11 protein-coding genes and 1 pseudogene are annotated in these 15,707 nt (G+C 57.1%); 2 read left to right on the top strand and 10 right to left on the bottom strand.

The features are described 5' to 3' along the window. Positions 1–328 precede the first annotated feature (328 nt). Complete coding sequence (locus tag BQ7486_RS07070) at positions 329–2,104, top strand: ribonucleoside-diphosphate reductase subunit alpha (RefSeq protein WP_074009498.1); 1,776 nt, start codon at positions 329–331, stop codon at positions 2,102–2,104. Between the two features lie 22 nt (positions 2,105–2,126). After that, entirely contained in the window at positions 2,127–3,086 is a 960-nt protein-coding gene (locus tag BQ7486_RS07065) for a ribonucleotide-diphosphate reductase subunit beta (protein ID WP_022372454.1), read from the top strand. 171 nt (positions 3,087–3,257) lie between these two features. On the opposite strand, the gene BQ7486_RS07060 is transcribed toward BQ7486_RS07065, so the two are convergent. The 10 genes and pseudogenes from BQ7486_RS07060 to cysS all read right to left on the bottom strand — a co-directional run bounded on the left by BQ7486_RS07060 (position 3,258) and on the right by cysS (position 15,705). Beyond that, positions 3,258–5,045 carry a flavocytochrome c gene (locus BQ7486_RS07060; protein ID WP_074009497.1) on the bottom strand — a complete coding sequence of 596 codons (1,788 nt, stop codon included), beginning with the start codon at positions 5,043–5,045 and terminating at the stop codon, positions 3,258–3,260. Between the two features lie 268 nt (positions 5,046–5,313). Continuing rightward, on the bottom strand, positions 5,314–5,781 hold the full coding sequence (locus BQ7486_RS07055; protein WP_022372452.1) for a hypothetical protein: 468 nt from the start codon (positions 5,779–5,781) through the stop codon (positions 5,314–5,316). A gap of 22 nt (positions 5,782–5,803) precedes the next feature. Continuing rightward, entirely contained in the window at positions 5,804–7,000 is a 1,197-nt protein-coding gene (locus tag BQ7486_RS07050; protein ID WP_074009496.1) for a bifunctional 2-C-methyl-D-erythritol 4-phosphate cytidylyltransferase/2-C-methyl-D-erythritol 2,4-cyclodiphosphate synthase, read from the bottom strand. A 98-nt stretch (positions 7,001–7,098) separates the two neighbouring features. After that, positions 7,099–8,262, bottom strand: a complete 1,164-nt coding sequence (locus BQ7486_RS07045) for a porin (RefSeq protein ID WP_022372450.1) — start codon at positions 8,260–8,262, stop codon at positions 7,099–7,101. A gap of 366 nt (positions 8,263–8,628) precedes the next feature. Next, complete coding sequence (rnhB, locus tag BQ7486_RS07040) at positions 8,629–9,294, bottom strand: ribonuclease HII (RefSeq protein WP_204207006.1); 666 nt, start codon at positions 9,292–9,294, stop codon at positions 8,629–8,631. Positions 9,295–9,323: 29 nt separating this feature from the next. Next, positions 9,324–10,826, bottom strand: coding sequence for a tRNA lysidine(34) synthetase TilS (tilS, locus tag BQ7486_RS07035; RefSeq protein ID WP_074009494.1), 1,503 nt, complete (start codon positions 10,824–10,826; stop codon positions 9,324–9,326). Positions 10,827–11,079: 253 nt separating this feature from the next. Then, positions 11,080–12,042, bottom strand: a pseudogene (locus tag BQ7486_RS07030) (acetyl-CoA carboxylase carboxyltransferase subunit alpha); the annotation flags it as partial. Between the two features lie 53 nt (positions 12,043–12,095). Beyond that, positions 12,096–12,707 carry a DNA-3-methyladenine glycosylase family protein gene (locus BQ7486_RS07025; RefSeq protein ID WP_074009492.1) on the bottom strand — a complete coding sequence of 204 codons (612 nt, stop codon included), beginning with the start codon at positions 12,705–12,707 and terminating at the stop codon, positions 12,096–12,098. Between the two features lie 27 nt (positions 12,708–12,734). Then, positions 12,735–14,012, bottom strand: coding sequence for an RNA-guided endonuclease IscB (gene iscB / locus BQ7486_RS07020; RefSeq protein WP_235836752.1), 1,278 nt, complete (start codon positions 14,010–14,012; stop codon positions 12,735–12,737). Between the two features lie 286 nt (positions 14,013–14,298). Continuing rightward, positions 14,299–15,705 (bottom strand): cysteine--tRNA ligase, encoded by a 1,407-nt coding sequence (gene cysS / locus BQ7486_RS07015; RefSeq protein ID WP_074009490.1) that lies wholly within the window; start codon positions 15,703–15,705, stop codon positions 14,299–14,301. Between the last annotated feature and the right edge of the window lie 2 nt (positions 15,706–15,707).

Genomic DNA, 15,707 nt, shown 5'->3' with positions numbered 1-15,707 from the left:
CAGGCAAAAATTTCGAATCAGACCTGTGCGTCCCGAACTTCGCAGGCCGCAACCGGCGAAACCCTGCGAAAACAATCCTTCAGGACGTAAAACACCCTCTGACAGAAATGTCAGTCATAGCCTTTTCTCCCGTCAGGGATATCCCGAATGGGACTGATTCATAAGAAAATTTATTGCGGCGTGATAGGTGCCGCACGATTGAAGAGAAGCCTCCGAACGTTTAAGATGGCCCCCTCAAATTCAGTCAAACAACAGCATGCTGTAGTCAATATGAAGAATAACCACAAGCTGTTGTTTTCCAGTTATTCGTTATCGCTAAGGGAAATCCATGTCGGTCACCATCGATTTAAGCCGTGATGAGCGCTTTGATGAGCTCGGTCTGATCCGCCTGCGTGAAAGCTACATGCGTCCGGAGGAAAAAAGTCCTCAGGAGCGCCTGGCCTTCGTTGCGGAAACCTTTGCCAGCAATCCCGAGCACGCCCAGCGCATCTACGACTACGCAAGCCGCCAGTGGCTGAGTTTCTCGACGCCTATTCTGTCGTTCGGCCGTAGCAAGAAGGGCCTGCCCGTTTCCTGCTACTTAAGCTACATGGCCGACAGTGCTGAGGGGCTTGTGGACACGCTCTCCGAGGTCAACTGGCTTTCGATGCTCGGGGGCGGCGTCGGCATTCACGTCGACATCCGCAGCGCCGACGATAAGAGCGTGGGCGTGATGCCGCATCTGCGCGTCTACGATGCCGCGTGCCTTGCGTACCGCCAGGGTTCCACCCGCCGCGGCTCCTACGCCGCATTTCTCAACATTGATCACCCCGATGTGATTCAGTTTATTGAGATGCGTAAGCCCACGGGTGACCCCAACCTCAAGGCGCTCAACCTTCACCATGGCGTGAACATCACCGACGCCTTCATGGAAAAGATTGAAGCGAGCATGCGTGATCCGGATGCGGACGACTCCTGGGAACTGAAAGACCCCGCAAGCGGCAAGGTCATTCAGACCGTGAGCGCGCGTGAATTGTGGCAGCGTATTCTTGAAATGCGCATGCACACCGGTGAGCCCTACCTCGTCTTTATCGATACGGCGAACAAGGCGCTGCCCTCATGGCTTAAGGATAAGGGCCTCAGGATTCACGGCTCCAACCTCTGCACGGAAATTTTCCTGCCGACGAACCCCAAGCGCACGGCCGTGTGCTGCTTGTCGTCCGTCAACCTCGAGTACTACGACGAGTGGAAGAACGTCCCGGGCTTTTTCGACGATGTGATGGAGCTTCTCGATAACGTCCTGCAGTACTTCATCGACCATGCGCCCTCCACCATTGAGCGCGCCCGTTATTCGGCCCTGCGTGAACGAAGCGTGGGCCTGGGAGCCATGGGGTTTCATGCCTACCTGCAGAAAAACAACATTGCCTTTGAAAGCGTGATTGCGAAAGTCGTGAACCGTGAAATGTTTGCCCGCATCCAGGAAAACGTGATGGCTGCGGACAAAAAGCTCTGCGAAAAGCGCGGGCCCAATCCCGATGCCGCCGACTCCGGTGTTGCACGCCGCTTTTCTCTCACGATGGCCGTGGCCCCGAACGCCTCGAGTTCCCTCATCATGGGCGGCACGAGCCCCTCGATTGAACCGTACCGCGCCAACGTCTACCGTCAGGACACGATTTCGGGCGCCTACATTGTGAAGAACCGGTTCCTCAAGGCTGAACTCGCCCGCCGGGGCCTGGACACCGATGAAGTCTGGGCGGATCTCACGGCGCACGACGGCAGTATTCAGCACCGCACCGATATTCCGGACAACATCAAGGCCGTTTATAAGACCGCCCAGGAAATCGATCAGCGCTGGATTATTGAATTGGCCGCCGACCGCCAGAAGTTCATCGATCAGGGCCAGAGTGTGAACCTCTTCTTCCCCGCTGACGTCGCGATTCCGTACCTGCACGCCTGCCACTTCATGGCATGGAAAAAGGGCCTCAAGTCCCTCTACTACTGCCGCAGCGATAAGCTGAGAAAAGCCGACCGCGTGGGACAGGTGGCCGTGCGTAAGCGCATCGAAGACGAAATCGACATGAAGAGCGTCGCCGATGACACGACCTGCCTTGCCTGTGAAGGGTAACCGAAGAAAGGATTGAACGAAAATGCTCACCACATCCCGCAATTACTACAAGCCCTTCTCCTACCCCTGGGCCTACGACGCTTTTGTGCAGAGCGAACAGATGCACTGGCTCTGGACGGAAGTGCCGATGATTGAGGACGTCAAGGACTATACCCTCAAGCTCACCGACAGTGAGCGCGACTTTCTCACCAAGATTCTGCGCTTTTTCACGCAGGGCGACATTGATGTTTCAGGGGCCTACGTGAAAACGTATCTGCCGCAGTTTCCGCAGCCCGAAATCCGCATGATGCTCTCAAGCTTTGCGGGCCGCGAAGCCGTGCATATCGCCGCCTACTCGCACCTCATTGAAACGCTCGGGATGCCCGAGACCGTTTACAACGAATTCCTGCAGTACGAAGCGATGGCTGCCAAGCACCACTTCTTTGAAGAGTGCTTAAACGACGAAAACGAGCTTGCGGCGCAGATTGCCGCTTTCTCGGCCTTCACCGAAGGCATGCAGCTCTTTTCGAGCTTTGTGATGCTCTTAAACTTCACCCGCAACGGCGCGATGAAGGGCATGGGCCAGATCATCAGCTGGTCGATTGCCGATGAGACGCTGCACACCGACTCGATGACGAAACTTTTCCGTGAGTACATCAAGGAAAATCCGAAGCTCTGGAATGATCGGCTCAAAAAGCGGATCTATTCCATTGCGGAAACGATGGTGGACCTCGAAGACCAGTTCATTGCTCTGGCGTTCGGCGTAAGCGAAATGAAGCGCTTGACCAAGAAGGACGTCGAGGACTATATCCGCTACATCGCAGACCGCCGTCTCATGGGCCTCGGGATGAAGCCCATCTTTAAGAGTGAAAAGAATCCCCTGCCCTGGGTTGACGCAATGCTCGGGGTCACGCACACGAACTTCTTTGAAAACCGTGTCGTGGACTACGCGCAGGGTGCTTTAACCGGTACCTGGGGTGACGTCTGGGGCTCTGCCAAGTAAGTTAAGAGCCGGCTGTGCCGGTTCTTCCCGCGTCAAGCGGCCCGCCTTCTTTTGAGAAAGTGCGGGCCGTTCATTTTCTGTGCCCGGGCCGGCGGCCGATAAAAAGGCGGCAAGGTCCAGTAAAACCCTGCCGCCCGATCCGCTTACGCGTCAGTCAAGACTTTATACGGATCAGAGCCCTTTGGCCGCGTTGGCGCCCGCCGTACGGCCGAAGGTCATGACGTCGGCGATGGCGTTGCCGCCCAAGCGGTTGGAGCCGTGGATGCCGCCGGTGACTTCACCCGCGGCGTAAAGCCCCTTGATCACCTTGCCCTCGGTGTCAATCACCTGGGCCTCCGTGTTGATGTGGAGTCCCCCCATCGTGTGGTGCACGGTCGGAACCTTCTTACAGGCGTACCATGGGCCTTCGGTCATCGCACGGTCGGCCTTGTTGTTGGCGACAAAACCGTACTTATCCTTGGCGCCCTTGGTGACCACGGCGTTGTAGCCGGCGACAGCGGCCTTGAGGTTCTTGGCGTTCATGCCGGTCTTGGCGGCAAGTTCGTCAAGGGTATTTGCCTCCACCACGGCGCCCTGCGCGACCATGTTTTCAATCGTGGCGCCGTTGGCGTCGACAAACGTGCGGCTCGGATAACGCAGATGGTTCACAAGGACCCAGTAGGTGGAGTCCTTCTGCGCGAAAATGGCCTTGGCAAGCGTATCGCGCGCTGCACCTTCGTTCACGAAGCGGTTGCCGTCAAGGTTGACGAACAGGCGGTTTCTGCCCGAGGTACGGATGTTTTCCATCAAACCGGTACCCGGCGTGCCGCAGGGGTGAATCTGAATGTCGGACATGCCGATGACGTCAGCGCCGACAGCCTTCCCCATGACAATGCCGTCCCCCTGCGCGGCCTTGGCGAGGTTTGTGCAGCCGATGGAGCTGTCAAGCTTCACTTCTTTCCAGACGCCCGTGTTGACTTCCTGCCTGAGCTTAATGTTGGCGCCGAACCCGCCGGTCGCAAGAATCACGGCGTTTTTAGCGTTCACGGTCACAGGCCGCCCCTTATTGTCGGCAATCACCGCCGTGACGCGGCCGTCTTTGTATACGAGCTTTTTGGCAGCCGTGTCGGTCAGAACCGTAATCGAGTCCTTGTGTTCGGCAAGGTACTTCTCAAACACACGGATGTAGGAGTTTCCGGACGGTGTTGTCGGATAGTGGCTTCTCTGCCAGAGAGCACCCGTGGCAGTGCCGACTTCTTTTTTGAACTGAACGCCGAGCTTTTCCATCCAGTGAACCGACCCAAGGGCATTATCCGTCAGATAGTGCACAAGCTTGGGATCGCCCACGTTGTGGCCGCCCTTCATCGTCTGGTCATAGAACTTCTGCACGGAGTCAACAATCCCCTGAGGCCCCTGGCGCTGGGGATCCGGCGCATTTAAGGCGCCTTCAGAAACGTTGGTGGAGCCGCCCAAAAAGCCCATCTTTTCCAAAATCACGACCTTGGCGCCGTTTTGGTTCGCGGAAATCGCTGCAGCCAGCCCTGCGCCGCCACCGCCGATCACCACCACGTCACCCTGAAGCGTCACAGGGGCCGTTGCGTGTTTTTCGACGTTTTTCTGCCAGGCCTTGAGGTCGCCGCCCGCTTTTTCAATGCAGGCGCCTACGGCGGCTTTAAGCGACATCGAGGAAAGCGAAGCGCCGGTAATTGCATCAACACCCAGGGACTGATTCTTCAGAATCTTGTCTGTCATGAGCTTTAAGGCGACTTTGCCCACGCCGATCGTTTCGAGGTTTTTACTGGTGTCAATCGCGGTGATGCGGTTGTCTTTAATCGTGACCTTGACGGTCATCGGGGCGTTGTGGCCCGGGACGACTTCGGTGTAGGTGCCGTCCTTCATGCCGCTCTGATTGGTGGAAGCACAGGCGCACAGCAACATGGCTGCCGCAAGCGCTGTGAGCTGACCCTTACGAATCATCATTCGTCTCTCTCCTTCCGCAAGTTGTTTGGAAGCGGCAGAGGATACTGATACAACGGGAAAAATCCTCTGTCCTCAAGACTGAATGTAGGGGGTTAAAAGCGAATGTTGTTAGGGTGTTTTACTTAGTTTTGACGTGTTGTGTCAAGTTAGAAGGAATTTTGTCTCAACACAGCAAAAAGCAAACTTGAAGAAAACGCGGGACGCGACAAAAAAGCGGCATAAACCCAAGGGGGTAAGCCGCTGTTGGTCTCCGGCAGACAAACGGCTGTTACTTCTTTTTCTTCCCTTCGGGGACTTTGCCTGTGATCGCGGCTTCGCCGAGCTCAAGCCAGGTCTTACGGGCATAACGGAGCACCAGGTAGAGAACAACCGCCGTCACGACGCCGTAGAAAAGCGCAATCCAGATGTCGCCCTTCCAGAGGCCGATTGCCATGCCGACACCGGCAAGAAGCGAAATGCCCTCACTCCAGCCGAAGGACGTGGCTTTTTTTACCTGTGCTACGTCAACGCCTGCGAGCTCCTCGGCGCTGATGATGCGCTGCGGAAGGTCGGGTTCGGGCGTGATTTCGCCGTGCTCGGCGGGAACGGCAATGCCTCTGTCGCGGCAGACGCGCTGCAGGGCCTCAAATTCACTGGTGGTCATTGATGACTTAAAGCGCTCAAGAATCTCGCCTTCGGGGGCCTGGGCGAGTTCTGTGGCCATGGCACGGACTTTTTTGCGGTTGACTTCAGGCATAACAAAACCTTTGGTTAATAATCTAGATGCGGGCCAAAAGGACGGTGACGAAAGCACTCATCCCCTCTTCCCGGCCTTCAAACCCGAGTTTTTCGTTGGTCTTGGGTTTGACGGAAATGCGGCTGACATCCACAGACATAATGCGGGCAATGCTTTCGCGGATGGCTGTGAGATGTGGGTTGATCTTGGGCTTTTGGGCAATGAGAACCGCGTCGAGGTTCACGAGTTCCCAGCCTGCGGCGCGCACACGCGCGAAAGCGTCTTTGAGTAAAACGCCGCTGTCAGCACCCTTGTAGGCGGGATCGGTGTCAGGGAACAAAATCCCGATGTTGCCCAGGTTGGCGGCGCCCAATACGGCGTCCGTGACGGCATGCAGCAGCACATCCGCGTCACTGTGACCGTCAAGACCCTTCGTGTGGGGAATCGTGACGCCGCCAAGAATCAAAGGACGCCCTTCGACCAGACGGTGGGAGTCATAACCGATGCCGGTACGGATTTCGGGGAGCATCGGCTTCTGAGAGTTTTCAAACATCATGCGGGCCAAAGTTAAATCAGCGGGTCTTGTTATTTTAAAGACCGAGGGCTGCGCTGCAACAACGCTTACGCGGCCGCCCGCGGCCCGAACGGCGCTTGACTCATCCGTGACGTCGGGGTGTTTCTCAAGTGCATTTAAAAGCGCAAGCCCGGCAAAGGCCTGAGGCGTCGCAATGCGCCAGAGATGCTCGCGGGAAATGTCCTCAGTGATGATGTCGGCAGCATCGGTGCGCTTAACGGTATCGGACACAGGGACCGCCAGCACAGCGCCGGCTAAAGGTCCGTGTTTAAGGATATCGGTTTTGGCTTTATCAATGAGCTCTGTGACGTCGTCGGGATCCACGAGGGGCCTTGCGGCATCGTGCACCAGGACGAGCGCATCTTTGAGTGTCTCCGTTCCGATTGCTTTGAGCGTATTTAAAACCGTTTCACTGCGCGTGGCGCCGCCCGTGCGGAAGACTTCGGCTTTGCCTAGGTCAAGATCCGCGGCATAGCCGTCGGCGGGACTCACGCCCACCACGATGCGGTTAATCTGACTGACAGCAGAAAGCGAAGCAATGCACGCCTGAAGCACCGTTGGCGTTGAGTCACCGGCGATCGACAGGTACTGCTTGGGATGATCAGCTTTCATCCGGCTGCCCACGCCCGCGGCAGGAATGACGGCAATGACGGATGTAAATTCCATGGATGAAAGCCTCACGTTTATGGGATACAGAAAACCCCTCCTCGGCCGAAACCAAGAAGGGGTTTAGGGCTAAAGACTACGCAAGTCTAATCAAAGGATTAGAACTTGTGGAGAAGACCGAACATAACCTGGGTGGTCTTGAAGTCCTTATCACTGTACGTGCCGTCAGTGTTGGTGAAGCCGTCTTCCATGCTGGTCTGCATGTAACCGGCACCAGCGTAAAGGTTCGTACGCTTGGAGAACGGATAGGTGTAGCCGACCTGGATGATGTAGGCGTCAGCAGAAATCTTGGCATCTTTCGTGTCGAAGTTCAAATCGCCCTTACCGTAACCGGCACTGACGAGGAACTCACCGGCACCGATCGGGGCCGTGGCACCAACGTTCACACCGAAACCATCAAAGGAAAAGTGCCATGCAATTGCATCGACAAACTCTTCGTCAAACCCAGCAGAGTAGTTATCCTTCATGCCGGCAAAGTCAGGAGCCGCCTTGAAATACTGACCAGCGAGGAACACTTTGGCAACGCCGAAATCATAAGAACCGCCGAGATTGATGGTGTAGGAATCATCGTACTGGCTGTCATCGTACACGGTCGTGCCGGCAACACTCTTCTTGTTCAGGTATTCAACCAAACCGAGCACCTGGAGGGCACCGAAGTCAGCCTGAGCGCCGAGAGAGAAGAGACGATCATCGCCAGATTCGTTTTCAGTAGCATTACCCATGGTGTACTGAGCGTAAACCGTGACCGGACCAACCTTCGGGGAAACATAGGCTAAGGCGTTGCTGTAGCGGGTATCGTAGTTGGCCGTAACGGCAAAGTGACCGGGCATCTCGCCCCAGCCCGAACCAAAGGGGCTCACGCTACCCGCGTAGAAACCGACAGAGCCGGCATCAGAACCGATACGACCCATACGACCGGCGTAGATGCTGCCGAAGGGGCCGGACACACGAAGCGTCGCTTCACGGTTAAAGAGGCCATCCTTGCTCATTTTACCGGTGTCGGAGCTGAAGCCGCTTTCCAGTACGAACCCTACCTGGTAGCCGTTACCAAGGTCCTCAGAACCTTTCAGGCCCCAGCGGCTACCGCTGGAAAGACCGGAATCGAGCGAAAGGGTATCCACGGCATCAGACAACCCGGTTTCATCGTAATGAACATAAGAAAGGCCCGTATCAATACGGCCGTACACATCCACGTTCGCTGCAAAAGCGGAACCTGCAACACAGGCGCCGAGCACAGCAACAGCAATCAACTTCTTCTGCATTTGGAATTCTCTCCTTTAATTAGCGGATTCAGCCGCCCAAGCCTTTCGATGCCTGAGTCGGCTCACCGTTAGTGCCACTATATTGGATTTTTTCCGGCAAGCGCAAATAATCTGTTTGTCTTATTTGAGGTATTAACCGTGTTTTTACTGTTAAATCAGACGGTAAAACTCTTTTCCAGCCGATATAATCTTTTGGGAATTGATATTACTCTATTGATTTGATTAAAGAATTAGTCAATGCCCTTCTCTGACGGAATGTGGTTGACGGCTCATTTCCAAAAATAAAGAACTGGTTTTCATTTGTTGTTTTTAAGCAACAAAAAGCCCGGATCTCTCAGGATTTCCGGGCCGCATAAATACTGGGTTTCAGCTTAATTCAAAGGCGGGCCTTTCTCCTTTTTTGGCCTTGCGCTTTTCCTTGGCTGAAGCAACGCCCAGGATCGACGCAATCGGCTCAAAGGTTTTGCGGTGCTCAGGGCACACGCCTAGGCGCTTAATCGCGTCGATGTGTTCTTTAACGCCGTAGCCCTTATGTTTGGCAAAGCCGTAACCGGGATAGCGGAGATCGAGCTCATCCATGCGGTGGTCACGCGTTGTCTTGGCAAGAATGCTTGCGGCGGAAATCGCAGCCACCTTGTCGTCGCCCTTTACGATGGCGTTTGCCGGGTACGGAACTTCCGGGAGGCGGTTGCCGTCCACAAGCACCAGTTTGGGTTCAATTCTTAAGCCCAGCACCGCACGGCGCATCGCGAGCATGGTGGCTTTAAGGATATTCATTTCCTCGATTTCTTCGACCGAGGCATCCGCCACACACCAGCAGAGGGCCTTGGCTTTGATTTCTTCAGCGAGTTCATCGCGGCGCTTGGCTGTGAGCTTTTTGCTGTCTCTGAGGCCTTCGATCGGTTCATCGGGATTCAAAATCACGGCTGCGGCGTAGACAGCCCCGGCTAAGGGGCCTCTGCCCGCCTCATCCACCCCCGCGATGAGGTCGCCCGAGTCAACGAGCATCATGTCGTTAAAGAGGTCGTCCATGCGGGACGCCACAGCCTTTTTTGCCATCCTCAGACTCCCAGAAGCGGTTTATCCGGCACCCATTCAAGCTTGATGCGCTCCCGGATGAGTTCGGGGTCGGCGATGTACCGTACGTCCCCTCCGAGCCCCGCGGCAAAAATGAGGCGGCCTCCGAGCCAAAGAAGGGGTAAGGACCCCCTTTCAAAACTCGGGATTTTTAAAGCCTGATAAAGGTGCTTGAGATTGCGGCTCGGCCGCAAAGCCCAGATCTTGAGTTTTTCGCCGCCACGTCTGGACCGCACAAACAAAGGCCCCTCTTTTAATTTTTGAGCATCAAAGCCGGCTTCGCCTTCTTCGCACGGTATAAACCGCAGTACCCCGCCCCAGAGTCCCAGGCTTATCTCGGATTCGCCCTTCCAGACAAGATCCATGTCGCGGGAGACATCGCGGTTTACAGGATCGCAGTCACGCAAAACGAGGTCCGCGCCCCAGCGGCGGATTTCGCGGCCGTCACAGCGGATCGTAAGGCGGCTGTCGTTGTGCGTTTCCCTCACCTGCCGCAGTGCCTCAAAAAGCCGGACTTTGGACGGGGGGCGCACGCCTTCAGCGGCAAGCCAGCTTCTCAGACACAGAGCCTGGCGCGCGACCGGCAGCATCAGAAGCTTGGCAATGACGAGCGAATGGCCGTCAGCGGCACGGCACAGCGCCACATCATCGCTTCCGACGCTTTTCATGACGTCCGCGGCCTGCGCCACAAGCGTGACGCTTCGCGCGGCAGCCGCGCGCCAGCCGGGTCTTACGGCATCCAGTTCCGGAAAGACTTTGTTGCGGATGAGGTTACGTAAAAAACGGTTGTCGGCGTTACTGTCGTCCTCGACAAACGAGAGCCGCGCCTTTTTGACGTAGCTCTCGATTTCTGAGCGCGCCACATCAAGCCAGGGCCGCGACAGCACGAGGCGCTCGGTTAAAGCCGCGCTTTCCATCGTGCGCACGGGACTCATGGCGGAAAGCCCTTCGGGACCGGCGCCTCTCATCCACTGAATGAAGAAGGTTTCGATGCGGTCGTCGAGGTGATGCCCCGTCATGATCACATCGGAATTCGTTTCGTGCGCAATGCGCTTCAAGGTCTGATAACGGGCCTCACGCGCGGCGGCTTCGATGCCGGCGGGCGACTGGCGGTTCACATAAACCTTTTCGATCCTCAGAGGCAGACGCCACTTTTCGCACATGGCTTTGGCGTGCTCGGCCCAGGCGTCGGCGTTCACGGAGAGCCCGTGGTGCACGTGCACCACCGTGATTTCAGCGATCTGCGTCTGATGCGGTTTATGGTAGAGCTTCGCCAAAATATCCACGAGGGCCGTTGAGTCACGGCCGCCCGAAAACGCCGCCACAATCCGTACCGGATTCACGGGTCTCAGACAAAACACTTCCGCGGGGCTTGCCGCACGGCGCTCGGCCACGGCGTCAACCGCGGCCTTCACGAGCTCCGTTAAGTGTTGTGCCGGGGTCGGTCCGCGCTTTGCTGCCGCCTTCTTATTCTCAGCCTTGGGCATCGGTCTTTACGGCTTTGTTAGCGGTACGGGGTTTGGCGGGCGACTTCTTTGCCGCTGCCTTTTTAACGGGCTCGGCTGCGGCCCCGGCGTCGCCCTCATCCGCCTTTTTGGCGCGGGGCTTGCGGGCTGCGGGCTTTTTGGCGGCCGGCTCGGCTTCGGTTTTATCTTCGGCCTTGGCTTCCACGGCGTCCACGGCTGTGAGCGCTGCGGCTTTCAGGGTTTCCGCCGTTTTCCTTGCTTCGGCTTCAGGGGTTTGAACCGTTTCAAAGCGCCCGTAACTCATGATGCGCGCAAGACGCCGCTCACGCAGTTCATCCGATGAAAGGCTCATGACTTTGCGCAGTTCATCAATCAGGGTCTTTTTAAGTGCCGCTGCCATGAGCTTCGGATCACGGTGCGCGCCGCCCAGGGGTTCAGGGATCACTTTATCCACAAGCCCGAGCGTTAAGAGTTTGTCTGAGGTAAGCGACAGGGCTTCCGCGGCCTGCGGCGCCTTGTCCACGGACTTCCAGAGAATGGAGGCGCAGCCTTCGGGGCTGATCACGGAATAAGTCGCATACTGCAGCATCAAAACGACGTCGGCAACGGCAATGGCAAGCGCTCCGCCCGAGCCCCCTTCCCCGATAATCGTGGCAATCACGGGAACGGTGAGCTTACTCATCTCAAGAATGTTGCGGCCGATGGCTTCGGATTGGTTGCGTTCTTCGGCGCCGATTCCCGGATAGGCCCCGGGAGTGTCCACAAACGTAAAGACGGGAAGTCCGAACTTTTCAGCTAGTTTCATGAGCCTCAGAGCCTTGCGGTAGCCTTCCGGGCGGCTCATGCCGAAGTTGCGCTTCGTGCGCTCACGGGTGTCGCGCCCCTTCTGGTGCCCGATCACCATCACGGGGTGTTCGCCCAAACGGGCCAGGCCCCCGACGATCGACTGATCATCGGCAAAGGTACGGTCACCGTGGAGTTCATGAAAGTCTTCAAAAACGGCATCCACGTAGTCAAGCGTGTACGGGCGGTTGGGATGGCGGGCGACCAAAGCCGTCTGCCAGGGCGTGAGCTCCCGGTAGATTTCCGCGGTCTTTTGCGTCATTTCGCGCTCAAGCCGCGCAATTTCGCTTTGGTGCTCCGTGCCGTTTTCCAGAGCGTCGTTTTCGAGTTTTTCGATCTGTGCGTCGATTTCACCCAACGCTTTTTCAAATTCAAGGAAAACTTTCTTCGACATAAGGTTTATCCGTTCGTTTTTCGCGGAAAGCGGGGCTTTCCGGGTCAATGTAATCAGTACTGTACGGGCGTTTGAGTGCGGCTCCGCCACAAAAGCCACGTGGCGGCCGTCCTGTAGGGTTTCCAAGCTTCTGAGAGCTCCCGGGCCTTTTCAACCGACCCGTAAAGGGCTTCGGCCGCTTTTTTAACGCCGAAATCGTCCACGGGGAAAACGTCCGGGCGGTTAAGCCCGAAAATCATCACCATGTGCGCGGTCCACGGGCCCACGCCCGGAAGGTCATCGAGCCTTGCAAGAATCTCGGCGTCGGTTAAGGGGTTAAGCGCTTCGGGCGTCAGTTGCCCGGTCATGAAGCCCCCTGCCAGAGCCCTTAAAGCCTTCACTTTGGTTTTGGTGAGCCCCAACGCCGCGAGCGCCGTTTCGTCCGCGGCAACAAGAGCGCGCGCAAGTTCTGCGCCTGCCGTATTGCCCGCAAACGCAAGCACCCGGCTCTGCGCGGCTTTAGCGGCGCTGTTATGCACCTGCTGACCGCAGACGGCACGCACCATCGAGCGCATCAGGTCATCGGTTTCCTGCAACGCCTCTTCGCGGCAGGATTCAATCACGCTCTGCAGCACGGGGTCGCGCGCGACGACTCTTAACGCATCAGCCCACCAGGCAACGATCATAGAAATTCCGCGAGGAAACCCGCGTCTTCAGACGCGGGAGGAATCGCGGCCCTCCTTTCTCAGTTCAGTTAAAAACATCTTTCGCTTCTCAAGAAGCGAAAGTTTCTTGTAGGAAATACCGGCAGAAATCTTTGTACCGTTCAGACGGCGCACATCGAATGCACCCGAGGAGCGTCTGCCAAAAATAAAGCCGACTTCCCCTTTGCACAGCACCTTGTCAAAGAGCCTGAAGCCGTGCACTAGGTACGGAGCCTGATGGCGCTTGCGCACACCGCCTTTGAGAATCGTCAGCTTGTGGATCTGGCGATTGTGGCGGCGCGTCTGTTTCTGAAACAGGTATTCGCCCCGACGTTTTGCGTCGAGGACGCCAGCAATGCAGAAAGCGTCCGCGCAATGCGTCTTCGGCAAGCCCGCGACGATGCGCTTGTGTTTGGTCAGATACCCGTAGGTATTTGTGACAGGCAATTCGGGATGGCGCTCGCGCAGGCGGTTGAACACCGTCCAACGCATGATGCCCATGAAAGTCTCTGCCCTGAAAGAAGCGCCGCGCCGGGGACTGAACTGCTTCAACTTGCCTGCGTGATACGCCTTGTGGCACGTCTCGCACAGCGTGATGAGGTTGCCCGGCGCGTCGCCTCCCGTTTTCCGACTCTCAATGTGATGCACGTTGAGAATCAGATCTTTCGATCTGCCTTTGCAGGCTTGGCAAACGTGACCGTCGCGGAACAGCACATATTCGCGCACGTTCCAAAAGCCAAGCTGCTCGCCCTGCAGATAGTCCGTGCCTTCGACTTCGGGATTCTTGATCTTCTGAATGTCGAAGGATGCGGTTTCAATCACGATTTTGGTGATCGGAAGCACTCGGCAAACCGCTTCAATGCGCGATATGTGCGCCTGAATGCGGTTCTCCACGGACGGCGCAAGCCAGCCCTTGTGCTTCGATCGAACGCGGTTGGCAAAGCGTGGTGCGCGGTGGCGCGTCTTGCGGTTGCGTCGGGCGCGGCGAAGTGCCAAGCGATCCGAGAGCAAGCCCGTCACGTCCTGCCGCAGTTCGACCTCGGAAGCCAACAACTCTTCCTTGGCGGTCGTTGCGCTCAGGCCGACGTGCTTGTAGCCCGCATCCACACCCAAGGTGATCGGCTGCTTGGTTTCGCCCGTCGGCACCGTCAGTTGAATCACAAAGGGCGTTCGGTGCACAGGCACGGCCTTTCCGGCCCGAAGCAGCTTACGCGCCTTGGGCGGGGAGCACGGCATGAGCGGTTGCCCGCGCATATTCAACACAAAAACTTTCAAAGTGTTCTCCATTGACGGATACCTCACGGGCTCCGTCTGCTCGACCTTGCGGTCGGTGGTGATCCTTCGCCAATGTTGGAAGGGGTTTGTTGTCTGAAGCACCGCTCCTACCTCTCAGAGCTTTTAACCTCAGACCGCAGAGCGCGGGACTAGGATCGACATCCCGCGGTGCCTGTTTGCGTCCCGTCTTGCGACGGAACGGATTCCCAACCAACGGAGTCCGTCCGAAAACGGACTGAGGCTAGTCAACCAAGACTTGTTGCCAAGCCTCTGACTTCTGTCAGGGGTAGTTGACCGTTTACGCCTTTTTCCAGGTCGTGCCCTGCGGGCCGTCTTCAAGGACGATGCCGGCCTCAAGAAGCTCTTTTCGGATGCGGTCGGCTTCGGCCCAGTTCTTAGCCTTTTTTGCGGCGGCTCTGGCAGCAATCTGCGCTCCAACGTGCGCGGCATCAACGTCAGAGGCCGCGCCCTTAATGAATGTCTGCGGATCGCGCTGCAGGATGTTGAGAATTTTGGCCAGGGCCTTGAGTTCCCCCGCCAGTTTCGCATCATGCGTGCGGTTGACGGCATTTGCGAGCTCAAAAAGGCTGCTCACGGCTTCCGGCGTATTGAAGTCATCGTCCATCGCCGCCTTAAAGCGCACGGCGGCCTCTGTGTTCCAGTCAACGTCAACATCGGCGGCCGGCGTGTCGGCTAAAGCCGTATAAAGGCGCATCAGGCCCTTGTGGGCGTCCAGAATCAGGTCCGGGTTAAAGGTAATCGAGCTTCTGTACTGGCTTCTCAAAAGGAAAAAGCGCAGCACTTCCGCGCCGTTACCGTCGCCAAACCGGGCATTGGTTTCCTTGAGCGCATCGCGGATCGTCCAGAAGTTGCCGAGCGACTTACTCATCTTCTCTTCTTTGCCGTCGGCGCTTTTCACGCGCAGGGGCCCGCTGTGGAGCCAATAGCGCGCAAACGTCTTGCCGTTTGCGCCCTCGCTCTGGGCAATTTCGTTTTCGTGGTGCGGGAAGATAAGGTCCGGACCGCCCCCGTGAATATCAAAGGTTTCCCCGAGATAGCGGCAGCTCATCGCCGAGCACTCAATGTGCCAGCCGGGCCGGCCCGGGCCCCAGGGCGAATCCCACTGGGGTTCACCGGGCTTGGCGTGCTTCCAGAGCACGAAGTCGAGCGGATCGCGCTTACCCTGCGCGACGTCCACACGGGCGCCTGCCTGCAGTTCGTCAAGCGTGCGGCCCGAGAGCTTGCCGTACCCCGCGAACTTACGCACGGCAAAGTCGACGTCGCCGTCAGCAGCCTTATAGGCAAGCCCCTTTTCCTCGAGCTTTTTCACGAGACTTAACATCTGCGGAATAAATTCCGTGGCGCGGGGCTCATAAGTGGGTGCAAGGCACCCGAGGTTTTCCATATCCTCCTGCATCGCGCGCGTGTAGGTGTCGGTGAGTTCCTTGGTGGAAATCCCTTTTTCCGCGGCGCGGCGGATGATCTTGTCATCGACATCGGTGACGTTACGGACAAAAGTGACGGCGTAGCCCGAGGCATCAAGCCAGCGGCGGATCACGTCAAAGGCCACAAACGTGCGAGCGTGGCCGATATGGCAGTAGTCGTAAACGGTGACGCCGCAGACGTACATGCCGACTTTGCCGGCCACAAGCGGTGTAAAGGGAACGACCTGACGCGCAAGCGTTGAATAAATGGAAAGAGCCATAA

The sequence above is a fragment of the Duodenibacillus massiliensis genome (assembly GCF_900128485.1).
In the GTDB taxonomy this organism is placed as follows: domain Bacteria; phylum Pseudomonadota; class Gammaproteobacteria; order Burkholderiales; family Burkholderiaceae_F; genus Duodenibacillus; species Duodenibacillus massiliensis.
Note: the sequence above shows the minus strand (reverse complement) of the source record. Positions and strands in the feature narration are given on the sequence as shown.